We start from the raw sequence: 24016 nt of genomic DNA on the forward strand, positions 1-24016 counted from the left end.
TCGTGCATGGCAGCGGACTGTGGGCACAATTGGCATGGCTGTTGGATATGGCGCAACGGATGGGGAGGCAGGAACGACGGTGGCGGAACGTAGCACGGCCGCCGTCGACGTGGCCGACAACAGCGGTGACGACCCGCTGACCGCGAAGGCGGACAAGGCCGCGGCCGACGGGGTGGCGGAAGCGCAGGACACGGCGGACGGATCCGCCGACAACACCGACGGCGAGCGGCGGACCGGCGGTCAGCCCTCCCGTGTGACACCCGAGCTGCACAGCGGCCACAAGCTGGCCAGACGCTACCGGCTCGAGGAGTGCGTCACCCGTCTGGACGGCTTCAGCAGCTGGCGTGCCGTCGACGAGAAGCTGCGTCGCGCCGTGGGGGTGCACGTGCTCCCCGCGAACCATCCCAGGGCCCGCTCGGTGCTGGCCGCGGCACGTTCCTCGGCGCTGCTCGGCGACCCCCGGTTCGTCCAGGTCCTGGACGCGGTCGAGGAGAACGAGCTCGTCTACGTCGTCCACGAATGGCTGCCGGACGCCACCGAGCTCACCGCCCTCCTCGCGGCCGGGCCGCTGGAGCCGCATGACGCGTACCAGCTCGTCAGCCAGGTCTCCCAGGCCATGGCCGCCGCTCACCGCGAGGGCCTCGCCCATCTCCGCCTCACCCCCGGCGCCGTCCTGCGGACCTCCAGCGGCCAGTGGCGCATCCGCGGGCTCGCCGTCAACGCCGCCCTGCGGGGCATCAGCGCCGAGCGCCCGCAGCGCACCGACACGGAGGCGATCGGCGCCCTGCTGTACGCGGCGCTGACCCAGCGCTGGCCGTACGAGGACGACGCACACGGCCTGTCCGGGCTGCCCAAGGGTGTCGGGCTCATCGCACCCGACCAGGTCCGGGCGGGGGTGCACCGCGGCCTGTCCGAGATCGCCATGCGCGCCCTCGCCAACGACGGGGCGACGGCCTCCCGCCAGGAACCCGCCTGCACCACCCCCGACGAGCTCGCCAAGGCCGTCGCGGCGATGCCCCGCATCCGCCCGCCGGAGCCTGAGTTCCCCGCCCCGCCGGACTACCAGCGCACGACCTACCAGCAGGGCACCTACGGCCGGCCCAAGCCGCGACCGGCCGCCACTGCCACCCAGCCGACGCCCATGCCGCCGCCCCCGCTGCAGAGCCGTACGGGCAAGGCACTGAAGTGGGCGGTGTCGGCACTCCTCATCGCCGCACTGGGCCTCGGCAGCTGGCAGGTGGCCGACAAGCTGCTCGACCAGCCCAAGGCCTCCGAGGACCCGAAGCCGAGGCAGACCACCTCCACGTCCGGTGGTGGAGGTCAGCAGAAGACGAGGGTCCCCGTCCCGCTGAAGATCCAGGAAGCCAGGGAGTACGCCCCCGACGGCTCCCCGCAGAACGTCAATGACGTCCAGAAGACCTACGACAACGACAGCGGCAGCTACTGGCGGACGAAGTACTTCCTCGACGGCCCGGAGCTCGAGCCCTCGATCAAGCAGGGTGTCGGCATCGTGTACGACCTCGGCGCGGACAAGGACGTCTCGGGCGTCTCCATAGGGTTGCGCTACGGCGGACCGCACACGACCATCACGCTCTACGCCGCCGATTCGCTGTCACCGTCCGGCTCCGTGGACACCATGAAGAAGATCGCTTCCGGACAGAGCAGCGGTACGAGCCTGCAGGTGTCCACCAAGGAGCCGGTGAAGAGCCGGTACGTGCTGCTGTGGATGACCGCGATGCCCTACTCGGCGCAGGACGGCTACAGCAGCGCGGGATACAAGCAGGCCATCACGGACGTGAAGTTCACCGGCTGACAGAGAGACGCGGGAGGGGGCGCACCGTTGGACGATGCCGAACTGGGCGGCACGAGCGACCAGGAACTACTGGCTCGCCATGTCAGCGGTGACCCTGACGCCTTCGGTGAGCTCGTGCGCCGCCACCGCGACCGGCTCTGGGCCGTCGCCCTGCGGACGCTGGGGGACAGGGAGGAAGCCGCCGACGCCGTCCAGGACGCCCTCGTCTCCGCCTTTCGGGCCGCCCACACCTTCCGCGGCCAGTCCGCCGTGACGACATGGCTGCACCGCATCACCGTGAACGCCTGCCTGGACCGGGCCCGCAAAGCCGCGTCCCGCAAGACCTCGCCCGTGGAGGACACCGAGCGGCTGGAGCAGCTGCTGGAGCCCCATGAGTCGGCCGAGGCACCTGCCGAGCGGCACGACCTTCACCGGGAGCTCCTGGCCGCGCTGGCGAAACTGCCTGCCGATCAGCGCGCCGCGCTGGTGCTGGTCGATATGCAGGGCTACCCCGTCGCGGAGGCCGCCCGCATCCTCGACGTGCCCACGGGAACGGTGAAGAGCCGGTGCGCCCGGGGGCGGGCGAGACTGCTCCCCCTGCTCACTCATCTGCGTGGTGACACCGTGGGTAAGGGTGGGTCCGAAGGGGGAAGGAACCGGACGCCAGGGACATCCGTCCCACCTGCGTCGGGAGCAAGCCGTGATGCAGGACCCCAGGATCCTGCTGCTGTGAAGGGCGGAGGTGGACGCGCGTGACATCCACGGCCGACACGACTCAGCATCCGGATGTCTCGGAGATCTCCGACCTCACCGAGGGGCTGCTCTCACCATCGCGTACCGCCGATCTGCGACGGCATCTGGACGACTGCGCACTGTGCGCCGATGTCCGTACCTCGCTGGAGGAGATCCGCGGGCTGCTCGGCACGCTTCCCGGGCCCGCCCGCATGCCGGCCGATGTCGCCGGGCGCATCGATGCCGCGCTGGCCGCCGAAGCGCTCCTGGACGCCACCGCTCCCGCTGCGAGTGAGCACGTTTCACGTGAAACATCGACCCCGCCGAAGCCGGCCGAGCGGACCCCCGCGGACCGTCCGGCCGGGCCTTCCTCCGGGCGGCCCGCCGGCCGGCCGAACGCGGCCTCGGGCCCCGGCCGCGCGGGTGCCGCGCGCCAGCGGCGTCGCAGGATGCTCCTCGGCACGGTCTTCGGCGCCGCGCTGGTCGCCGTGAGCGGGCTGCTCCTCCAGGGGATCCAGTCGTCAGGGGACGGGGGCGGTAACGCCCGGAAGGCCGACAGCCCTGTCACTGCCGCCGATACGGCGACTTTCTCCGGCGTCCCTCTCGACCATCATGTAGAGGCCCTGCTCGCCATGGAGACCTTCACCGCGACGCCGGAGAAGCAGGACCAGCGCAGCCTGGGGGCCAATTCGGTGAAGCGCTCAGGTGACGTGGCCGTCCCGGACTGTGTCCAGGCGGGGACCGGTCGTACCGAGCAGGCTCTCGCCGCTGAGCTGGGGGAATACCAGGGCAGGAAGGCTTTCCTCGTGGTCCTGCCGCACTCCGCGGACGCCCGACGGGTCGATGCGTACATCGTCGACGCGTCCTGCACCACGACGAAAGCACCCAAGGGAGACGTGCTGCTCACGCACTCCTACCCCCGTCCCTGACATCACGCTGCCGTGCCGCCTGGGCACTGCGGGAATGCGCGCCCCGTAGGATCCGTTGGGTGGGGTGAGAGTCCTTGACCCGGCCCCGTAGGCAGTAGGCAGTCTGCAGAGACGAGGAAGAAACCCGTGAGCGACGTCCGTAACGTGATCATTATCGGCTCCGGGCCCGCCGGCTACACGGCAGCGCTGTACACGGCGCGTGCCTCGCTGAAGCCGCTGGTCTTCGAAGGTGCCGTCACCGCCGGTGGTGCGCTCATGAACACGACCGAGGTGGAGAACTTCCCCGGTTTCCGTGACGGGATCATGGGCCCGGACCTCATGGACAACATGCGGGCCCAGGCCGAACGCTTCGGTGCCGAGCTCATCCCGGACGACGTCATCGCGGTGGACCTCGCCGGCGACATCAAGACCGTGACGGACACCGCCGGGACCGTTCACCGCGCGAAGGCCGTCATCGTCACCACCGGCTCTCAGCACCGCAAGCTCGGCCTGCCGAACGAGGACGCGCTGTCGGGCCGGGGCGTCTCGTGGTGCGCCACCTGCGACGGCTTCTTCTTCAAGGACCAGGACATCGCCGTGGTGGGCGGCGGTGACACCGCGATGGAGGAGGCGACCTTCCTCTCCCGGTTCGCCAAGTCCGTCACCATCGTCCACCGCCGGGACACCCTGCGCGCCTCCAAGGCCATGCAGGAGCGTGCCTTCGCCGACCCGAAGATCAAGTTCGCCTGGGACAGCGAGGTCGCCGAGATCCACGGTGAGCAGAAGCTGTCCGGTCTGACCCTGCGCAACACCAAGACGGGTGAGACCTCCGAGCTGTCGGCGACCGGTCTGTTCATCGCCGTGGGCCACGACCCGCGCACCGAGCTCTTCAAGGGCCAGCTCGAGCTGGACGACGAGGGCTACCTCAAGGTGGAGGCTCCGTCCACGCGCACGAACCTCACGGGCGTCTTCGCCGCCGGTGATGTGGTGGACCACACCTACCGCCAGGCGATCACCGCCGCCGGCACGGGCTGCTCCGCCGCCCTGGATGCCGAGCGCTACCTCGCCGCGCTCGGTGACAGCGAGAAGGCCGCCGAGCCGGAGAAGACCCCGGTCGTCTGACCGCACCCTGTTCCCCACTCCCACACCCCGTTGAAACAAGGAGGCTGCCGTGGCCGGCAACCTGCACGACGTGACCGACGACTCCTTCGAGGCCGAGGTCCTCAACAGCGAGAAGCCCGTACTCGTGGACTTCTGGGCCGCCTGGTGCGGTCCGTGCCGCCAGATCGCTCCGTCGCTGGAGGCCATCGCCGCTGAGCACAGCGAGGACATCAAGGTCGTCAAGCTGAACATCGACGAGAACCCGGCCACCGCTGCCAAGTACGGCGTCATGTCCATCCCGACGCTGAACGTCTACCAGAACGGCGAGGTCGTGAAGACGATCGTCGGCGCCAAGCCGAAGGCCGCGATCGTCCGCGATCTCGACCCCTTCATCGGTGGCGAGATCAGCAAGGCCTGACGCCTCCGTTTCACGTGAAACAGTGAGCGGCCCATCCCGGTCAGGGATGGGCCGCTCACTTTTCTGTCAGAGCGGGCGCAGCACCGGGTCCTTCTGGACCGCTCCTAGCAGGCGGTCGAGCGCCAGCTCCACGTCTTCCTTCCAGGAGAGTGTGGTGCGCAGCTCCAGCCGCAGCCGGGGATGGACCGGGTGCGGTCGGACGGTCTTGAACCCCACCGCCAGAAGGTGGTCGGCAGGCAGCACGCAAGCCGGCTCCTTCCAGCGAGCGTCTCCGAAGGCCTCGATCGCCTTGAAACCGCGCCGGAGCAGGTCCTTCGCCACGGTCTGCACCATCACCCGGCCGAGCCCCTGGCCCTGGTACCCCGGCATGATCCAGGCCGTCATCAGCTGCACGGCGTCGGGCGACAGGGGACTCGTCGGAAAGGCGGTCGAACGCGGCACATACGCGGGCGGCGCGTAGAGCACGAACCCGACCGGTACCTCGTCCACATAGACGACGCGACCGCAGGATCCCCAGTCCAACAGGACCGCGGAGATCCAGGCCTCCTTCTCCAGATCGGGAGTTCCGGCCTTTACCGCGGCCTCTCCGCTGACCGGGTCAAGTTCCCAGAAGACACACGTTCGGCAACGCTTGGGGAGATCCGGGAGGTTGTCCAGCGTGAGCGGTACGAGCCGACGCCCCATGAAGGCTGTTCCTCACTTCCTTCGCGTGCCGCCCCGAGAGCGGCTGCCAGCGCGCTCCGTTCCCGGAGCAGGCTGCCGATGAACCCACCGACCGCACCGAGTCCCAGGCCTGCTGTCACCAGTCGGCCGCGGCTCACCTCTCGCATGCCCGGTTCTCCCTCCATAGTGGGTCAGGGGGATGCGCATACCAGAACGCATCGTATCGATCGGGCGATGACACGCATACGGGAAGACGGCAAAGGGCGGGCCGTGTACCGGTGAACACCGGTACACGGCCCGCCCTCACGGCTGCGCCGAACGAGGGTCAGCCCTGGTCGTCCTGCTGCTCCTGCTCCGCGAGGCCCTGCGCCAGAACGCGTCCTTCGCCAGGGGCGAGGGTCGACAGGATCCGGTCGAGATCCTCCATCGAGGCGAACTCGACGACGATCTTGCCCTTCTTCTGTCCGAGGTCGACCTTCACCCGGGTCTCAAAGCGGTCCGACAGCCGGGTGGCGAGCTCGCTCAGCGCCGGCGACACCCGGGCACCGGCCCGCGGCCCCTTCGGCTTGGCCGGAACACCGCTGGGCTCCGACTCCATCAGCTTCACGATCTCCTCGACCCCGCGCACCGAGAGGCCTTCGGCCACGATGCGGTACGCCAGTTTGTCCTGCGCCTCGGGGTCCTCCACCGACAGCAGCGCCCGGGCGTGCCCGGCCGACAGCACACCGGCGGCCACCCTGCGCTGAACGGGCGGCGACAGCCGCAGCAGCCGCAGCGTGTTGGAGACCTGGGGACGCGAGCGCCCGATCCGGTCGGCCAGCTGGTCGTGGGTGCAGTTGAAGTCCTTCAGAAGCTGGTCGTAGGCAGCGGCCTCCTCCAGCGGGTTCAGCTGCGCCCGGTGCAGGTTCTCCAGCAGGGCGTCCAGCAGCAGCTTCTCGTCCTCGGTCGCACGGACGATCGCGGGGATGCGCTCCAGCCCTGCCTCCCGGCAGGCCCGCCAGCGCCGCTCGCCCATGATCAGCTCATAGCGCTCGGGGCCCAGCTGCCGTACGACCACCGGCTGGAGCAGCCCCACCTCCTTGATCGAGGTGACCAGCTCGGCCAGCGCATCCTCGTCGAACACCTCACGCGGCTGGCGAGGGTTCGGCGTGATCGCGTCCAGCGGCAGCTCGGCGAAGTGCGCCCCGGCCGGCGTCTCACCCTCGGGTACCGCCTCCGGCTCCGGCTGCACTGACAGCGCCGGTTCCACGGGCCCGGAGGCGTTCGGAAGCGTCGCGACCTTGGCGGCCGCCACCCCCCGCTCCGCCGTCAGTGCGGGAATGGCCCCCGGAGAGGTGGACCCGACTCCCACCGAAGGCGCCTGCCTCTCCTGGGGAGCAGCGGGGATCAGCGCACCGAGCCCACGCCCCAGTCCCCTACGTCGCTCGCTCACTGGATCCCCTCCGACATGCTGTGCTTGCTGATCTGGCTGCCCACGTGGGCGTGCTGCGGGTCGTAGTAGACACCAGCCCCCCGCAGGGCGATCTCGCGGGCCGCCTCCAAGTACGAGAGCGCACCGCTGGAGCCCGGGTCGTACGTCAGCACCGTCTGCCCATAGCTGGGTGCCTCCGAGATGCGGACGGACCGCGGAATGCTGGTCCGCAGCACCTCGTCACCGAAGTGGCTGCGCACCTCGTCGGCGACCTGCGAGGCGAGCCTGGTCCGGCCGTCGTACATGGTGAGCAGGATCGTCGAGACATGGAGCGTGGGGTTGAGGTGCCCGCGTACCAGCTCGACATTGCGCAGAAGCTGCCCCAGCCCTTCCAGCGCGTAGTACTCGCACTGGATGGGGATCAGCACCTCCGCGCCCGCCACCATGGCGTTGACCGTCAGCAGTCCCAGCGACGGAGGGCAGTCGATGAGGATGTAATCCAGCGGCTGCTCATACGCCTGGATCGCCCGCTGCAGTCGACTCTCCCGCGCCACGAGCGAGACCAGCTCGATCTCCGCACCGGCGAGATCGATGGTGGCCGGGGCACAGAAGAGGCCTTCGACGTCCATGACGGGCTGGACCACGTCGGAGAGCGGCTTGCTCTCCACCAGGACGTCGTAGATCGAAGGAACTTCGGCATGGTGGTCGATCCCGAGCGCCGTGGAGGCGTTGCCCTGCGGGTCCAAGTCGATGACCAGCACACGTGCGCCGTGCAGAGCCAGAGAGGCGGCGAGGTTGACCGTCGTGGTCGTCTTTCCTACCCCGCCCTTCTGGTTGGCGACCACCATGATGCGGGTCTGCTGAGGGCGGGGAAGCCCCTCACCGGCACGGCCCAGCGCCTCCACCGCCAGTTGGGCAGCATGACCAATGGGGGTGTCGTCCATCGGGGGCGGTGTTTCACGTGAAACATCCTCCCCCGCCGATTCGGTACGGGGACCGGGGACCGGATCGGTCATCGGTCCCGCGATGTTGGCGTCGGACCGCAAGGATTCACTCTCCTCGGCTTCAGGCTCGCGATGGGGAGAGCCTGCCATGCTTTCGGGGTCGTGAACCAGCGAGGCCCGTGGTTCTGTGGAGAACTCCACCTCTGTGGACAGCTCTGTAACCCCCACGGGGGGCTTACGGCCGCGCGGCGTGGCAGCCGCGCGGCCGCGGCTGATGATTCCCTGCAGCAGTGAGCGACGTTTCACGTGAAACATTGATGCACTCGCCGCCCAGCGCGGGCATCACGACACTCCGAAATGCGTACGTATGAGGATCGACAGCGGGAAAACCTCGCCCGGGCCCTCAGCGACGACGGCGGGACGTCCGCGCGGCCTTGGCGCGCTTGGCGGCGAACCGAACCCCACCAGGGCTCTCGCCAACCTCCACCCGTACGACCGTCGACAACGGGTCGACGATGCCCTCACCGACGTGCAGCACCGAGGTCTGGACGACACCCAGCTTGCTGAGCGCGGCCCGGGCGCCCTGGAGCTCTTCCTCCGCGGTATCGCCCTTCAGCGCGAGCATCTCGCCGTAGGGACGCAGCAGCGGTACACCCCAGCCCGCCAGACGATCGAGCGGCGCAACGGCACGGGCGGTCACCACATGGACCGGCGGCAGCTTGCCCAGCACTTCCTCGGCACGGCCGCGCACCACGGTCACATGGTCCAGGCCGAGCAGCTCGACGACCTCCTGGAGGAAGTTCGTACGGCGCAGGAGCGGCTCGAGGAGCGTGATCTTCAGGTCCGGGCGGACCAGCGCCAGCGGGATGCCCGGCAGGCCGGCACCGGAGCCGACGTCGCAGACCGTGACACCCTCGGGCACGACCTCCGAGAGCACCGCGCAGTTCAGCAGGTGGCGCTCCCACAGCCGTGGCACCTCACGGGGCCCGATCAGGCCGCGCTTGACCCCCGCGTCCGCGAGAAGCTCGGCGTACCGGACAGCTTCCGGGAAGAACTCGCCGAATACCGTCCGCGCTTCTTGGGGCGCATGGGGAAGCTCTTCTGCCTCCGTCACGGGGAACCGTCCTTCCGTACCGCATTGGCGCACCGCAGTGCCGAGCGGCAGTGCAGTGCTGAGTATCAGGCTGACAAAGATCGGCCCCGCCTGCGAACAGACGGGGCCGACATGAAGGGAGACTCAGGCAGGGAGCACGACGACGAAGCGCTGCGGCTCCTCGCCCTCGGACTCGCTGCGCAGGCCGGCGGCGGCCACCGCGTCGTGCACGACCTTCCGCTCGAACGGGGTCATCGGCTTGAGCTTCACCGGCTCACCCGTGCTCTTGACGTCGGCCGCGGCCTGGGCGCCCAGCTCGGCGAGCTCGGTGCGCTTCTTGGCCCGGAAGCCGGCGATGTCGAGCATGAGGCGGCTGCGGTCGCCGGTCTCCCGGTGCACGGCGAGGCGGGTCAGCTCCTGAAGCGCCTCCAGCACCTCACCGTCGCGCCCCACGAGCTTCTGCAGGTCGCGGCTGCCCGTGTCGCTGACGATCGAGACCGCGGCGCGGTCCGCCTCGACGTCCATGTCGATGTCGCCGTCGAGGTCGGCGATGTCGAGCAGACCCTCGAGGTAGTCAGCCGCGATCTCGCCTTCCTGCTCCAGGTGGGTCAGGGTGTCGACACCCTCGGCGGCGGCGGAGGTGGTGCCTTCCGTCACGGATGGACTCCTTCTTACTTCTTGGACGACGGGTGCTTGGGCCGCTGCTGGCCCTTGCGCTGTCCGGACTTGGCTTGGCGTGCGGAACCTCCGGCGGCCCCGCCCTCCTGCTTCGGCTTGGCGTCCTGAGGCTCGTCGGCCTTCTTCTCCAGGGACGTCTTCGCCGCACCCTGCGGGGTGGCGGGACCGGCCTGGCGCTTCGCCTTGGGCTGGCGCTTGGGCTGCTGGCGGCGGGCCGCCGCGGCGCTCTGCGCCTCGGCGACGGCCGGGTCCACCGTGGCCACGGTGCCGTCGGCCTGGGCCGAGAACCCGGCCTTGGCCAGGGCGCCGATGAAGCGGCGCTCGTTGTCGTTGCGGTCCGGGCCCTTGGCCACGATCGCCTGGACGACGCTGCGGCGGCGGCGACCGCGGACCTCACCGTGCGAGGTGACGCTCTTCAGCAGGCGCTGCAGGTACTGGTCCTGGGCCTTGCTTCCCGGCGTCGGGTTCTGGTTGATCACGTACATCTGCTGGCCCATGGTCCACACGTTGGTGGTCAGCCAGTAGACGAGGACACCGACCGGGAAGTTGATGCCCATGACGGCGAAGATCACCGGGAAGATGTACATCAGCATCTTCTGCTGCTGCATGTACGGGGTCTTCACCGTCAGGTCGACGTTCTTCTGCATCAGCTGGCGCTGGGTGAAGAACTGCGACAGCGACATCAGGATGATCATGACCGCGGTGACGATCCGAACGTCCAGCAGTGAGGCGTTGAGGGCCTCGACCTTGCCCGGGTCGTCCATGAACTTGGCCGCGATCGGGGCCCCGAAGATGTGGGCCTCACGAGCGCTGTCGACCAGCCGCTGGTTGAGGACGCCGATCTCGTCACCCGAAGCGATCTTGCTCAGTACGTGGTACAGCGCGAAGAAGAACGGCGACTGCGCCAGGATGGGAAGGCACGAGGAGAGCGGGTTGGTGCCCGTCTCCTTGTACAGCTTCATCATCTCTTCGGACTGACGCTGCTTGTCGTTCTTGTAGCGCTCCTGGATCGCCTTCATCTTCGGCTGGAGCGCCTGCATGCCACGGGTCGACTTGATCTGCTTGACGAAGAGCGGGATCAGGCAGATCCGGATGAGCACCACGAGGGACACGATGGACAGGCCCCAGGCCCAGCCGGTATCGGGACCGAAGATCGCCCCGTACAGCTTGTGGAACTGGACGATGATCCATGAGACGGGCGTGGTGATGAAGGCGAACAGACTGGCAATCGTGTCCACTAATCAGGCTCCTTGAGCATTGGGCGAGGTCTCTGCGGCCGGGCTCGGATCGGCGGAGTGCCCGCCCTTGCCACCGCGCAGCGCGGCACGCAGCAGTTCGTGCCAGCGCGGGCGCTTCCGTGGAGGGACATGGTCCACACCGCCCGGCGACCACGGGTTGCACCGCAGGATCCGCCAGGCGGTCAGGGCCGTGCCCTTCACCGCGCCGTGCCGGTCGATCGCCGTATATCCGTAGTGGGAACACGACGGGTAGTACCGGCAGACAGGGCCGAGCAGCGGGCTGATCGTCCACTGGTACAGCTTGATCAGAGCCAGCAGCGGGTACTTCATCGCGCGCCCCCTCCCAGCAACCGCTGAAGGGCGGCGTCCAGGTCTCGGGCCAGCTGTGCGTGATCGGCGTCACCCGCTCCGGGCAGCGCCCGTACTACCACCAGGCTACCGGGGGGCAGGGCGGGCAGCCGGTCGCGCATCAGGTGCCGCAATCGGCGCTTCACCTGGTTGCGGACGACCGCACCGCCCACGGCCTTGCTGACGACGAAACCCGCACGTGTCGGGGGAGCGCTCTCCCCTGACGCGTGCGGGTCCGTTGCACCGCTGCGTAGATGGACGACGAGGAACGGGCGGCCGGCCCGGCGTCCTCGGCGTACCGCGGTCGCGAAGTCCTCGCGCCGCCTCAGCCGATTCTCGGTAGGCAGCACGTCATGACCTGTTTAAGCGATCAGGCGGACAGGTTGGCGCGACCCTTGCTGCGGCGGTTCGCCAGGATGGCGCGGCCGGCACGGGTGCGCATGCGCAGACGGAAGCCGTGGGTCTTGGCACGACGACGGTTGTTCGGCTGGAAGGTGCGCTTGCTCACTCGGGGGCTCCAGAAATGATTCGTTGGTGGCGGGACATCGCCTGGCTGTCACCGTGCGCCCACGAGTAGCTCGCAATACGCCCGAGTGCACCGCTTCACGATCACTGACCGTGATCTTTGCCCATCGGAGGCAGGCGGCAGCAGCCATCGACAACTCGACCTGGTTACGGTACGCGCGGCTACGCCATCCGGTCAAACCGGCACCGCGCCGGGCCCCGCTGTGCACAGGCTGTGGACAACAACTTGAACCACGTGAGCCGCCACGACTACCGTGGCTGAACTCGGATTCTTTCCGTTGTGTCCTTGCCTGTCCGTCCCGTCCCGTCCCGAGAACCACACATTCGTGGGACCTGTGAGAGAGCGTGCCTTGTGGCTGACGTACCTGCTGATCTTGCCGCAGTGTGGCCACGCGTGCTCGAGCAGCTCCTCGGTGAAGGCCAGCAAGGCATCGAGCCCAAGGACAAGCAGTGGGTCGAGCGGTGCCAGCCGCTCGCCCTGGTGGCCGACACGGCGCTCCTCGCCGTACCCAACGAGTGGGGCAAGCGGGTCCTGGAGGGCCGGCTCGCACCGCTGATCAGCGACACGCTCAGCCGCGAGTGCGGGCGCCCCATCCGGATCGCGATCACCGTCGACGACTCCGCGGGCGAGCCGCCCGCACCTCCGGCGCCCCCCGGCCGGCAGCAGCCGCGCTACGACGACTACGGCCACCGGCCGATGCCCGACGACGGGCTGCCGACCGCGCGCCCGGCCTACCCCGAGTACCAGCAGCACCGCCCGGAGCCCGGCGCCTGGCCGCGCACCCAGGAGGACCTCTCCTGGCAGCAGCAGCGCCTCGGCGGGTTCCAGGAGCGCGACCCGTACGCGGGCCCCCGCCCCCAGCAGCCGCACCACGACTACCGCGGCCCGCAGCGCTCCGAGCACGGGGCGTCGTCGCCGTACGAGCCCCAGCGCGACGGGCGGCGCGAGATGCCGGAGCCGCAGTCGCCGTCGCAGTCCCACCCGGGCCCGGCCGGCCCTGGCGGTGCGTCAGTCACGGGCGGCACCGGGCCTGGAGGGGGCGCGGGGGCAGGAGGCGGACGGCCCGGTGAGCAGCACGCGCGGCTCAACCCCAAGTACCTCTTCGACACCTTCGTCATCGGCTCGTCGAACCGGTTCGCGCACGCGGCCGCCGTCGCGGTCGCGGAGGCGCCGGCCAAGGCGTACAACCCGCTCTTCATCTACGGCGAGTCGGGCCTCGGCAAGACGCACCTGCTGCATGCGATCGGCCACTACGCGCGGAGCCTGTACCCCGGTACGCGTGTGCGGTACGTGAGCTCGGAGGAGTTCACCAACGAGTTCATCAACTCCATCCGCGACGGCAAGGGCGACACCTTCCGCAAGCGCTACCGCGATGTGGACATCCTGCTCGTCGACGACATCCAGTTCCTGGCGAGCAAGGAGTCGACGCAGGAGGAGTTCTTCCACACCTTCAACACGCTCCACAACGCCAACAAGCAGATCGTGCTCTCCTCCGACCGGCCGCCCAAGCAGCTGATGACGCTGGAGGACCGGCTGCGCAACCGCTTCGAGTGGGGCCTGACCACCGACGTACAGCCGCCGGAGCTGGAGACACGGATCGCGATCCTCCGCAAGAAGGCGGTGCAGGAGCAGCTCAACGCCCCGCCGGAGGTCCTGGAGTTCATCGCCTCCCGGATCTCGCGCAACATCCGCGAGCTGGAGGGCGCGCTGATCCGTGTGACGGCGTTCGCCAGCCTCAACCGGCAGCCGGTGGACCTGGTCCTGACGGAGAGCGTCCTCAAGGACCTCATCCCGGGCGGCGAGGACGCGGCACCCGAGATCACGGCCGGCGCCATCATGGCGGCGACCGCGGACTACTTCGGCCTGACGGTGGAGGACCTGTGCGGCTCGTCGCGCAGCCGCGTGCTGGTCACCGCCCGGCAGATCGCCATGTACCTGTGCCGGGAGCTGACCGACCTGTCGCTGCCGAAGATCGGCGCCCAGTTCGGCGGCCGCGACCATACGACGGTGATGCACGCGGACCGCAAGATCCGTGCGCTCATGGCGGAGCGGCGCTCGATCTACAACCAGGTCACCGAGCTCACGAACCGCATCAAGAATGGCTGAGGCACCGCTGACGGCACCGCTGAGGCGCGGCTGACACACGGCTACGGCTACGGCACGGCACGGGACGGCTGCTGCGCACGGCTGCGGCCCCGCTGCGCGCGGCTGAAGCGGGGCGGAAACCCCTTCCAAGGGCGCTCCTGGGACCCGTCCCGGGGGCGCCCTTCGTCATGTCCGCCCCCGCTGCGGACACGCCGCTGTTCGAATACGTACGGCTCCGGGACCCTTCTCCACAGATTCGGGGGAGATCTTCGGTCCACAGGGTGGGGACTGTCGAGTTGTCCAGACAGCGTCCACAGGCGAGCCTGTTGGTATCGCGTTCCCCCAGGTCAGCGGGTTGTGGAATTGTGGCCGAGCGCCCTCCACAACCTGTGGATGAAGATTTCTTCCACAGGCGGCCGACCCGGTTGTCCACCGGCGGCCCACAGGCAACGGTCCATGGTCCACAGCTTCTCCACACCGCTGTCCACTGTTCGGCAACGCAACACCCGAGCTCACCGGCCGGAGTGAAAGCGGTCACACGAAGATGCCGGATTGGGCTGTGGGGAAGCTGGGTAAAACTGGGGACGGCGCTGGGGAGAACCCTGTGTGTGCTGTGCATCGCGTGTGCACAACTTCGGCGCGTCCACAGACGGCCCCGGTTGTCCACGGGTGCCGCCCACAGGGGCGGTGGACAAAAAACGCGGCCTGACCTGCGCGGACGACGTTATCCACCGTTTCCACAGGCCCTACTACTACTCCCACTTAGAGTTACCGGGGAATTCGCTTCGAAGAGGGCCCTGTGCACAACTCGGCGCCGGAGCCCCAACCGCCTCATGGCTCGACTTGACCCCGAGCCGCACCGACTGTCCGCGGCGTGCGTCAGACTGGTTCTCGCAGTCGACGAAGAGCCAGCAACAGCAGGAGGCGGTTCCGGTGAAGATCCGGGTGGAGCGCGATGTACTCGCGGAGGCGGTGGCCTGGGTGGCCCGCAGCCTCCCGGCCCGTCCGCCGGCGCCCGTACTCGCGGGCCTTCTTCTGAAGGCCGAGGACGGCGCGCTCAGCTTCTCCAGCTTCGACTACGAGGTCTCCGCGCGGGTCTCGGTCGAGGCCGAGGTGGAGGAGGACGGCACCGTCCTGGTCTCCGGCCGCCTGCTGGCCGACATCTGCCGCGCCCTCCCCAACCGCCCGGTGGAGATTTCCACAGACGGTGTACGGGCGACCGTGGTCTGCGGCTCCTCCCGCTTCACCCTCCACACCCTGCCTGTGGAGGAGTACCCGGCGCTGCCGGAGATGCCGTCCGCGACCGGCACCGTGCCCGGCGAGGTCTTCGCCTCCGCCGCCGCCCAGGTCGCCATCGCGGCGGGCCGCGACGACACGCTGCCCGTCCTCACCGGCGTACGGATCGAGATCGAGGGCGACACGGTCACGCTGGCGTCCACCGACCGCTACCGCTTCGCCGTCCGCGAGTTCCTGTGGAAGCCGGAGTCGCCGGACGCCTCCGCCGTCGCCCTGGTGCCCGCCAAGACGCTGCTGGACACCGCGAAGTCGCTGACCAGCGGCGACACGGTCACGCTGGCGCTGTCGGGCTCCGGCAAGGGCGAGGGCCTCATCGGTTTCGAGGGCGCCGGCCGGCGGACCACCACCCGTCTCCTCGAGGGCGACCTGCCGAAGTACCGGACGCTCTTCCCGACGGAGTTCAACTCGGTCGCGGTGATCGAGACCGCGCCGTTCGTCGAGGCCGTCAAGCGTGTGGCCCTCGTCGCCGAGCGGAACACTCCGGTCCGGCTCACCTTCGAGCAGGGCGTCCTCATCCTGGAGGCCGGTTCCAGCGACGACGCACAGGCTGTGGAGCGCGTCGACGCGCAGCTGGAGGGCGACGACATCTCGATCGCCTTCAACCCGACCTTCCTGCTGGACGGTCTGAGCGCGATCGACTCCCCGGTCGCCCAGCTGTCCTTCACCACGTCCACCAAGCCCGCCCTGCTGAGCGGCAAGCCGGCCGTCGACGCCGAGGCGGACGAGGCCTACAAGTACCTGATCATGCCGGTGCGCCTCAGCGGCTGAGCGGGCCGAACCGCGGTCCGGGGGCCGCTCGGCCGAGCAGCCGAGTGAGCGCCCGACCCCACAGGTGTGCACCCGCGTCCGGGCGTAGTCTCGGACGCGGGTACGAACTCGGCACACAAACGATTGAGGAATGTCTGATGGAGCTCGGTCTCGTCGGTCTCGGCAAGATGGGCGGCAACATGCGCGAGCGCATCCGCCGCGCCGGTCACACCGTCATCGGGTACGACCGCAACCCGGACCTCGCCGACGTCCACAGCCTCGAGGAGCTTGTGAGCAAGCTCAAGGGCCCGCGCGTCGTGTGGGTCATGGTCCCCGCGGGCGCCGCGACGCAGTCCACCATCGACGAGCTCGCCGAGCTGCTCTCGCCCGGCGACGTGGTCGTCGACGGCGGCAACTCCCGCTGGACGGATGACGAGAAGCACGCCGAGGAGCTGGCCGCCAAGGGCATCGGCTTCGTCGACTGCGGCGTCTCCGGCGGCGTCTGGGGCCTGGAGAACGGCTACGCGCTGATGTACGGCGGCGACGCCGAGAACGTCGCGAAGGTCCAGCCGATCTTCGACGCGCTGAAGCCCGAGGGCGAGTTCGGCTCCGTCCACGCGGGCAAGGTCGGCGCCGGCCACTTCGCGAAGATGGTCCACAACGGCATCGAGTACGCCATGATGCAGGCCTACGCCGAGGGCTGGGAGCTGCTGGAGGCCGTCGACTCCGTCACGGACGTGCGCGAGGTCTTCCGCTCCTGGCAGCAGGGCACGGTCATCCGTTCCTGGCTGCTCGACCTCGCGGTCAACGCGCTGGACGAGGACGAGCACCTGGAGCAGCTGCGCGGCTACGCCCAGGACTCCGGCGAGGGCCGCTGGACCGTCGAGGCCGCCATCGACAACGCGGTGCCGCTGCCCGCGATCACGGCGTCACTGTTCGCGCGGTTCGCGTCCCGGCAGGACGACTCGCCGCAGATGAAGATGATCGCCGCGCTGCGCAACCAGTTCGGTGGCCACGCGGTCGAGAAGAAGAACTAGCGAAGCAGCACCAGCACAAAGGCATCCACAGGCTGTGCACATCTCGGTGTGCACGGCCATGCCGGGGGAAGGTCGGCGCACATCATGCACGTCACGCATCTGTCGCTGGCCGACTTCCGCTCGTACGCCCGGGTCGAGGTCCCGCTCGAGCCGGGCGTCGGCGTTTTCGTCGGCGCGAACGGCCAGGGCAAGACCAACCTCGTCGAGGCGGTCGGCTATCTCGCCACGCTCGGCAGCCACCGGGTCTCGTCCGACGCTCCACTGGTACGGATGGGGGCCGAGCGCGCCGTCATCCGCGCGGCCGTCCGGCAGGGCGAGCGGTCACAGCTGGTCGAGCTGGAGCTCAACCCGGGGCGGGCGAACCGGGCCCGGATCAACCGGTCCTCGCAGGTCAGGCCGCGCGATGTGCTGGGCATCGTACGGACCGTGCTCTTCGCGCCGGAAGACCTGGCGCTCGTCAAGGGCGATCCGGGGGAGCGGCGGCGCTTCCTCGACGAGCTGGTCACCGCGCGCTCGCCGCGGATGGCGGGGGTGCGCTCCGACTACGAGCGGGTGCTCAAGCAGCGCAACACCCTGCTGAAGTCGGCGGCCATGGCGCGGCGGCACGGCGGGCGCTCCATGGACCTCTCCACGCTGGACGTGTGGGACCAGCACCTCGCGCGTACGGGCGCGGAGCTGCTGGCGCAGCGGATCGACCTCGTCGCGACGTTGCAGCCGTTGGCCGACAAGGCGTACGAGCAGCTCGCGCCGGGCGGCGGGCCGGTGTCGCTGGAGTACCGGGGGCCGGTCGCCGCCGGGGTGCACGGGCGGGAGGCGCTGTACGAGGGGCTCCTCGCGGCGCTGGCCGAGGTGCGCAAGCAGGAGATCGAGCGGGGCGTCACGCTGGTGGGCCCCCACCGTGACGATCTGGTGCTCAAGCTGGGCGAGCTGCCCGCGAAGGGGTACGCCAGCCATGGCGAGTCCTGGTCCTACGCCCTGGCGCTGCGGCTGGCCTCGTACGACCTGCTGCGCTGGGAGGGTAACGAGCCGGTGCTCGTCCTCGACGACGTCTTCGCGGAGCTGGACGCGCGGCGGCGCGAGCGGCTGGCGGAGCTGGTGGCGCCGGGGGAGCAGGTGCTGGTGACGGCGGCGGTCGACGATGACGTGCCGGGGGTGCTGGCGGGTGTGAGGTACGCGGTGTCGGAGGGGACGGTGGAGCGGCTGTGACGGGCATGTCCGTACCCGGGCCCTCTTCCGTACCCGGGCCCTCTTCCGTGCCCGGGTCTCCTTTGCCGGGGGCTTCTGTACCGGGTCCTCCTCTGCCCGGGCCTTCCGTACCGGAGCCGTCGGGCGTCGACCTGGCGCGGGTCGCGCTGCGCGCGGCGAAGGAGCAGGCGAAGGCGCGGGGCGCGGCGGCGCAGCAGAAGAAGCAGGCGCGGCGGGGCGGCGGCCTGCGCTCGGGCGCGCGGGCGGACGGGCGCGATCCGCTGCCGCTGGGCGCCGCGATCAACCGGCTGATCACCGAGCGCGGGTGGGAGACCCCGGCGGCGGTCGGCGGTGTGATGGGCCGGTGGCCGCAGATCGTGGGCGAGGACCTGGCGAAGCACTGCGTACCGCTGCGGTACGACGAGGACCCGGAGGAGCGGGTGCTCACGGTGCAGTGCGACTCCACGGCGTGGGCGACGCAGCTGCGGCTGCTGGCGCCGCGGCTGGTGGCGCGGCTGAACGAGGACCTGGGGCAGGGAACCGTGCGGGTCATCAAGGTGCTGGGGCCCGGGGGGCCGCGGCGGGGGTACGGGCCGCTGCGGGCGCCGGGGAGTGTGGGGCCGGGGGACACGTACGGCTGACGTGGCCGGTGCTCGTCCCCCACCCCACCCCTCCCCTTCCCTTGACCGAGGGCTCGGCCCCGGACACCCATTCCTTCCCCCGTATCCCCTCGCGCGCCCGAACCCCCACCCACCCCCGGGCCGACGCCCCTGCGACCCCCGCGACCCCCGTGACAGACGCGAAGAGTGAGGCCCCCGTCACCGTCGCTGGAGGTTGACAGGTCGAAGCGCTGAGTGGCGGTGTGAGCCTCTTGAAGCCCCTTCCCGGATATGGGGAGTAGGTGGGCGCCGGTTCAGGGCGGCACATGCGTACTCAGGTACCGGCAAACCCCCATGAGTGTCGGCGTCACCGGTACACTGGTAGGTAATCCCGCCCACTGCGGAACATGTCGAACGACGCAGCCGCTCCCGGACCCCCGGAGAGACGGCTTGTGCTGTGCCAGAAAGGGCGCTTCGTGGCCGATTCCGGCAACCCCAACGAGAACATTCCGTCCACTGCTGCCGGCGCGACGACGCCATCCTCGTCGTCGTACGACGCCAGCGCGATCACCGTCCTCGAGGGTCTGGACGCGGTCCGCAAGCGACCCGGCATGTACATCGGGTCGACCGGCGAGCGTGGACTGCACCACCTGGTGTACGAGGTGGTCGACAACTCCGTCGACGAGGCCCTGGCCGGGCACGCGGACACCATCGACGTCACCATCCTCGCGGACGGTGGCGTCAAGGTCGTGGACAACGGGCGCGGTATCCCCGTGGACATCCACCCCGTCGAGAAGAAGCCGGCCGTCGAGGTCGTGCTCACCGTGCTGCACGCGGGCGGCAAGTTCGGCGGCGGCGGTTACGCCGTCTCCGGTGGTCTGCACGGCGTGGGTGTGTCCGTCGTGAACGCCCTGTCGTCGCGGGTCTCCGTGGAGATCAAGCGGGACGGGTTCCGCTGGACCCAGGACTACAAGCTGGGCGTGCCCACCGCCCCGCTGGCCAAGCACGAGGCGGTCGAGGACTCAGGCACCTCGGTGACCTTCTGGGCCGACCCGGACATCTTCGAGACGACCGAGTACTCCTTCGAGACGCTCTCGCGCCGCTTCCAGGAGATGGCCTTCCTCAACAAGGGCCTGCGGATCTCGCTGACCGACGAGCGCGAGTCGGCCAAGGCGACGATGAACGCCGACGACCCCGACGCGGCGGAGACCGCCGAGGAGGCGCCGGCGCGCACCGTCTCGTACTACTACGAGGGCGGCATCGTCGACTTCGTGAAGTACCTGAACTCGCGCAAGGGCGAGCTCATCCACCCCACGGTGATCTCGGTGGAGTCCGAGGACAAGGAGCGCATGCTCTCGGTCGAGATCGCCATGCAGTGGAACTCGCAGTACACCGAGGGCGTGTACTCCTTCGCGAACACCATCCACACCCACGAGGGCGGTACGCACGAAGAGGGCTTCCGCGCCGCGCTCACCGGTCTGGTGAACCGTTACGCGCGCGACAAGAAGCTGCTGCGCGAGAAGGACGACAACCTCACCGGTGAGGACATCCGCGAGGGTCTGACGGCGATCATCTCCGTCAAGCTGGGCGAGCCGCAGTTCGAGGGCCAGACCAAGACCAAGCTGGGCAACACCGAGGCGAAGACGTTCGTCCAGAAGGTCGTCAACGAGCACCTGACGGACTGGTTCGACCGCAACCCCAACGAGGCCGCGGACATCATCCGCAAGTCTATCCAGGCCGCCACCGCCCGCGTCGCCGCCCGCAAGGCGCGTGACCTGACGCGGCGCAAGGGCCTGCTGGAGTCGGCGTCCCTGCCGGGCAAGCTGTCCGACTGCCAGTCGAACGACCCGTCCAAGTGCGAGATCTTCATCGTCGAGGGCGACTCCGCCGGCGGCTCGGCCAAGTCCGGCCGCAACCCCGAGTACCAGGCCATCCTGCCGATCCGAGGCAAGATCCTGAACGTCGAGAAGGCCCGGATCGACAAGATCCTCCAGAACACCGAGGTCCAGGCGCTGATCTCCGCCTTCGGCACCGGGGTCCACGAGGACTTCGACATCTCCAAGCTCCGCTACCACAAGATCATCCTCATGGCGGACGCCGACGTCGACGGCCAGCACATCAACACGCTGCTGCTGACCTTCCTCTTCCGCTTCATGCGGCCGCTGGTCGAGGCCGGGCACGTGTACCTGTCGCGCCCGCCGCTGTACAAGATCAAGTGGGGCCGGGACGACTTCGAGTACGCGTACTCGGACCGTGAGCGCGATGCGCTCGTCGAGCTCGGCAAGCAGAACGGCAAGCGCATCCGCGAGGACTCGATCCAGCGCTTCAAGGGTCTGGGCGAGATGAACGCCGAGGAACTGCGCATCACCACCATGGACCAGGACCACCGGGTGCTCGGCCAGGTCACGCTGGACGACGCGGCCCAGGCCGACGACCTGTTCTCGGTGCTGATGGGTGAGGACGTGGAGGCGCGGCGCTCGTTCATCCAGCGCAACGCCAAGGACGTTCGCTTCCTCGACATCTGAGTCGGTCTCAGCTGACCGTACGAAAGGACTGAAGACCAGCAATGGCCGACGAGAACACCCCTGCCCCCGTGATGCCCGAAGAGGAGCCCGCCGTCCCCGGTGTGGGCCTGCGCGTCGAGCCCGTCGGGCTCGAGACCGAGATGCAGCGCTCGTACCTGGACTACGCGATGTCCGTCATCGTGTCCCGCGCGCTGCCGGACGTACGGGACGGCCTCAAGCCCGTCCACCGCCGCGTGCTGTACGCGATGTACGACGGCGGGTACCGCCCCGAGAAGGGCTTCTACAAGTGCGCCCGCGTCGTCGGTGACGTCATGGGTACGTACCACCCGCACGGCGACACCTCCATCTACGACGCGCTGGTGCGCCTGGCCCAGCCGTGGTCGATGCGCCTGCCGCTGGTGGACTCCAACGGCAACTTCGGTTCCCCGGGCAACGACCCGGCCGCCGCCATGCGGTACACCGAGTGCAAGATGATGCCGCTGTCCATGGAGATGCTCCGGGACATCGACGAGGAGACCGTCGACTTCCAGGACAACTACGACGGCCGCAACCAGGAGCCGACGGTCCTGCCGTCCCGCTTCCCGAACCTCCTGGTCAACGGGTCCGCGGGCATCGCGGTCGGCATGGCGACCAACATCCCGCCGCACAACCTCCGCGAGGTCGCGGCCGGTGCGCAGTGGGCGCTGGAGCACCCCGAGGCCAGCCACGAGGAGCTCCTGGACGCGCTGATCGAGCGGATCAAGGGCCCGGACTTCCCGTCCGGCGCCCTCGTCGTCGGGCGCAAGGGCATCGAGGAGGCGTACCGCACGGGCCGCGGCTCCATCACCATGCGCGCGGTCGTCGAGGTCGAGGAGATCCAGAACCGCCAGTGCCTGGTGGTCACGGAGCTGCCCTACCAGGTCAACCCGGACAACCTCGCGCAGAAGATCGCCGACCTCGTCAAGGACGGCAAGATCGGCGGCATCGCGGACGTCCGCGACGAGACGTCGTCCCGGACCGGCCAGCGGCTGGTGATCGTCCTCAAGCGGGACGCGGTCGCCAAGGTGGTCCTCAACAACCTCTACAAGCACACCGACCTCCAGACGAACTTCGGCGCCAACATGCTGGCGCTCGTCGACGGTGTGCCGCGCACGCTCTCCCTCGACGCGTTCATCCGCCACTGGGTGACGCACCAGATCGAGGTCATCGTCCGGCGTACGAGGTTCCGCCTGCGCAAGGCGGAGGAGCGCGCCCACATCCTGCGCGGTCTGCTCAAGGCGCTCGACGCCATCGACGAGGTCATCGCGCTGATCCGGCGCAGCGACACCGTCGAGATCGCGCGCGAGGGCCTGATGGGCCTGCTGCAGATCGACGAGATCCAGGCCAACGCCATCCTCGAGATGCAGCTGCGCCGGCTCGCCGCCCTGGAGCGCCAGAAGATCGTCGCCGAGCACGACGAGCTCCAGGCGAAGATCAACGAGTACAACGAGATCCTTGCCTCCGAGGCGCGCCAGCGCCAGATCGTCAGCGAGGAGCTCGCGGCACTCGTCGAGAAGTACGGCGACGACCGCCGCTCCAAGCTGGTGCCCTTCGACGGCGACATGTCCATCGAGGACCTGATCGCCGAGGAGGACATCGTCGTCACGATCACGCGTGGCGGCTATGTGAAGCGCACGAAGACGGTCGACTACCGCTCGCAGAAGCGCGGCGGCAAGGGCGTGCGCGGTACGAAGCTGAAGGAAGACGACATCGTCGACCACTTCTTCGTGTCGACGACGCACCACTGGCTCCTGTTCTTCACCAACAAGGGCCGGGTCTACCGCGCCAAGGCGTACGAGCTCCCCGACGCCGGGCGGGACGCGCGCGGCCAGCACGTCGCCAACCTGCTGGCCTTCCAGCCGGACGAGAAGATCGCCGAGATCCTTGCCATCCGCGACTACGAGGCCGCGCCGTACCTGGTGCTCGCCACCAAGGGCGGCCTGGTGAAGAAGACCGCGCTGAAGGACTACGACTCGCCGCGTTCCGGTGGCGTCATCGCGATCAACCTCCGCGAGACGGAGGACGGCCGCGATGACGAGCTGATCGGCGCGGAGCTGGTGTCGGCCGAGGACGACCTGCTGCTGATCTCCAAGAAGGCGCAGTCGATCCGGTTCACCGCGACGGACGACGCCCTGCGCCCGATGGGGCGTGCCACCTCCGGCGTGAAGGGCATGAGCTTCCGCGAAGGCGACGAGCTGCTGTCGATGAACGTCGTCCGGCCGGGTACGTTCGTGTTCACCGCGACGGACGGCGGGTACGCGAAGCGCACCCGTGTCGACGAGTACCGCGTCCAGGGGCGTGGCGGCCTCGGTATCAAGGCTGCCAAGATCGTGGAGGACCGCGGTTCGCTCGTCGGCGCGCTGGTGGTCGAGGAGACGGACGAGATCCTCGCCATCACGCTGTCCGGTGGTGTGATTCGTACGCGAGTCAATGAAGTCAGGGAGACGGGCCGTGACACCATGGGCGTCCAACTGATCAACCTGGGCAAGCGCGATGCCGTCGTCGGTATCGCACGGAACGCCGAGGCGGGTCGCGAGGCCGAAGAGGTCGACGGGACCGAAGAGGTAGACGGCACCGAGGGTGCCGTCGAAGGCACCGAAGTGACGGCCGAAGTGACGGCCGAGGCCGCCGGGGGTACGGAGCCGCCGGCCGGGGAGCACGAGGAGTAAAGC

Annotated in this window: 21 protein-coding genes; 12 read left to right on the plus strand and 9 right to left on the minus strand. The window is 69.2% G+C overall.

Going from position 1 to position 24016, the window contains the following annotated elements; genetic code table 11:
• The first annotated feature begins 79 nt into the window (after nucleotides 1–79).
• From ACZ42X_RS09055 to trxA, 5 genes are all read left to right on the plus strand, one after another.
• A complete protein-coding gene (locus ACZ42X_RS09055; RefSeq protein WP_468286043.1) occupies nucleotides 80–1813 on the plus strand; it encodes a protein kinase family protein in 1734 nt (577 codons plus the stop codon).
• A gap of 27 nt (nucleotides 1814–1840) precedes the next feature.
• Entirely contained in the window at nucleotides 1841–2548 is a 708-nt protein-coding gene (gene sigM / locus ACZ42X_RS09060) for an RNA polymerase sigma factor SigM (RefSeq protein ID WP_468286045.1), read from the plus strand.
• On the plus strand, nucleotides 2545–3453 hold the full coding sequence (locus ACZ42X_RS09065; protein WP_468286048.1) for an anti-sigma factor: 909 nt from the start codon (nucleotides 2545–2547) through the stop codon (nucleotides 3451–3453). The genes sigM and ACZ42X_RS09065 overlap by 4 nt, the downstream gene beginning before the upstream one ends.
• A gap of 126 nt (nucleotides 3454–3579) precedes the next feature.
• Nucleotides 3580–4554 carry a thioredoxin-disulfide reductase gene (gene trxB / locus ACZ42X_RS09070; protein ID WP_468286050.1) on the plus strand — a complete coding sequence of 325 codons (975 nt, stop codon included), beginning with the start codon at nucleotides 3580–3582 and terminating at the stop codon, nucleotides 4552–4554.
• A 49-nt stretch (nucleotides 4555–4603) separates the two neighbouring features.
• On the plus strand, nucleotides 4604–4951 hold the full coding sequence (trxA, locus tag ACZ42X_RS09075) for a thioredoxin (RefSeq protein WP_361424196.1): 348 nt from the start codon (nucleotides 4604–4606) through the stop codon (nucleotides 4949–4951).
• A gap of 66 nt (nucleotides 4952–5017) precedes the next feature.
• Here trxA and ACZ42X_RS09080 read toward each other — a convergent pair whose 3' ends face one another.
• From ACZ42X_RS09080 to rpmH, 9 genes are all read right to left on the minus strand, one after another.
• On the minus strand, nucleotides 5018–5635 hold the full coding sequence (locus ACZ42X_RS09080) for a GNAT family N-acetyltransferase (protein ID WP_468286054.1): 618 nt from the start codon (nucleotides 5633–5635) through the stop codon (nucleotides 5018–5020).
• A 304-nt stretch (nucleotides 5636–5939) separates the two neighbouring features.
• Nucleotides 5940–7046 carry a ParB/RepB/Spo0J family partition protein gene (locus ACZ42X_RS09085; protein WP_468286057.1) on the minus strand — a complete coding sequence of 369 codons (1107 nt, stop codon included), beginning with the start codon at nucleotides 7044–7046 and terminating at the stop codon, nucleotides 5940–5942.
• Complete coding sequence (locus tag ACZ42X_RS09090; RefSeq protein WP_361424344.1) at nucleotides 7043–8119, minus strand: ParA family protein; 1077 nt, start codon at nucleotides 8117–8119, stop codon at nucleotides 7043–7045. The genes ACZ42X_RS09085 and ACZ42X_RS09090 overlap by 4 nt, the downstream gene beginning before the upstream one ends.
• A gap of 253 nt (nucleotides 8120–8372) precedes the next feature.
• Nucleotides 8373–9083 carry a 16S rRNA (guanine(527)-N(7))-methyltransferase RsmG gene (gene rsmG, locus ACZ42X_RS09095; protein ID WP_468286060.1) on the minus strand — a complete coding sequence of 237 codons (711 nt, stop codon included), beginning with the start codon at nucleotides 9081–9083 and terminating at the stop codon, nucleotides 8373–8375.
• 123 nt (nucleotides 9084–9206) lie between these two features.
• Entirely contained in the window at nucleotides 9207–9719 is a 513-nt protein-coding gene (locus ACZ42X_RS09100; protein ID WP_468286063.1) for a Jag family protein, read from the minus strand.
• A gap of 14 nt (nucleotides 9720–9733) precedes the next feature.
• Nucleotides 9734–10978 carry a membrane protein insertase YidC gene (gene yidC, locus ACZ42X_RS09105; protein WP_468286065.1) on the minus strand — a complete coding sequence of 415 codons (1245 nt, stop codon included), beginning with the start codon at nucleotides 10976–10978 and terminating at the stop codon, nucleotides 9734–9736.
• Nucleotides 10979–10981: 3 nt separating this feature from the next.
• Nucleotides 10982–11308: a membrane protein insertion efficiency factor YidD gene (yidD, locus tag ACZ42X_RS09110; protein ID WP_361424212.1), complete on the minus strand. Its 327-nt coding sequence runs from the start codon at nucleotides 11306–11308 to the stop codon at nucleotides 10982–10984.
• On the minus strand, nucleotides 11305–11676 hold the full coding sequence (gene rnpA, locus ACZ42X_RS09115; RefSeq protein WP_468286069.1) for a ribonuclease P protein component: 372 nt from the start codon (nucleotides 11674–11676) through the stop codon (nucleotides 11305–11307). Before rnpA ends, yidD begins: the two co-directional genes overlap by 4 nt.
• 20 nt (nucleotides 11677–11696) lie before the next feature.
• On the minus strand, nucleotides 11697–11834 hold the full coding sequence (gene rpmH, locus ACZ42X_RS09120; RefSeq protein WP_018846094.1) for a 50S ribosomal protein L34: 138 nt from the start codon (nucleotides 11832–11834) through the stop codon (nucleotides 11697–11699).
• 369 nt (nucleotides 11835–12203) lie between these two features.
• Here rpmH and dnaA point away from each other — a divergent pair, with 369 nt between their 5' ends.
• From dnaA to gyrA, 7 genes are all read left to right on the plus strand, one after another.
• Nucleotides 12204–13958, plus strand: a complete 1755-nt coding sequence (gene dnaA, locus ACZ42X_RS09125; protein WP_468286073.1) for a chromosomal replication initiator protein DnaA — start codon at nucleotides 12204–12206, stop codon at nucleotides 13956–13958.
• Nucleotides 13959–14870: 912 nt separating this feature from the next.
• On the plus strand, nucleotides 14871–16001 hold the full coding sequence (gene dnaN / locus ACZ42X_RS09130) for a DNA polymerase III subunit beta (protein WP_355352164.1): 1131 nt from the start codon (nucleotides 14871–14873) through the stop codon (nucleotides 15999–16001).
• A gap of 137 nt (nucleotides 16002–16138) precedes the next feature.
• Complete coding sequence (gene gnd, locus ACZ42X_RS09135) at nucleotides 16139–17017, plus strand: phosphogluconate dehydrogenase (NAD(+)-dependent, decarboxylating) (RefSeq protein WP_468286076.1); 879 nt, start codon at nucleotides 16139–16141, stop codon at nucleotides 17015–17017.
• Nucleotides 17018–17101: 84 nt separating this feature from the next.
• Nucleotides 17102–18223, plus strand: coding sequence for a DNA replication/repair protein RecF (gene recF / locus ACZ42X_RS09140; RefSeq protein WP_468286078.1), 1122 nt, complete (start codon nucleotides 17102–17104; stop codon nucleotides 18221–18223).
• Nucleotides 18224–18228: 5 nt separating this feature from the next.
• Entirely contained in the window at nucleotides 18229–18843 is a 615-nt protein-coding gene (locus ACZ42X_RS09145) for a DciA family protein (protein ID WP_468287437.1), read from the plus strand.
• Between the two features lie 410 nt (nucleotides 18844–19253).
• Nucleotides 19254–21326 carry a DNA topoisomerase (ATP-hydrolyzing) subunit B gene (gyrB, locus tag ACZ42X_RS09150; RefSeq protein ID WP_468287440.1) on the plus strand — a complete coding sequence of 691 codons (2073 nt, stop codon included), beginning with the start codon at nucleotides 19254–19256 and terminating at the stop codon, nucleotides 21324–21326.
• 41 nt (nucleotides 21327–21367) lie between these two features.
• Nucleotides 21368–24013, plus strand: a complete 2646-nt coding sequence (gyrA, locus tag ACZ42X_RS09155; RefSeq protein ID WP_361424231.1) for a DNA gyrase subunit A — start codon at nucleotides 21368–21370, stop codon at nucleotides 24011–24013.
• Nucleotides 24014–24016 lie beyond the last annotated feature (3 nt).

Source organism: Streptomyces sp. NPDC030862, from assembly GCF_055571835.1.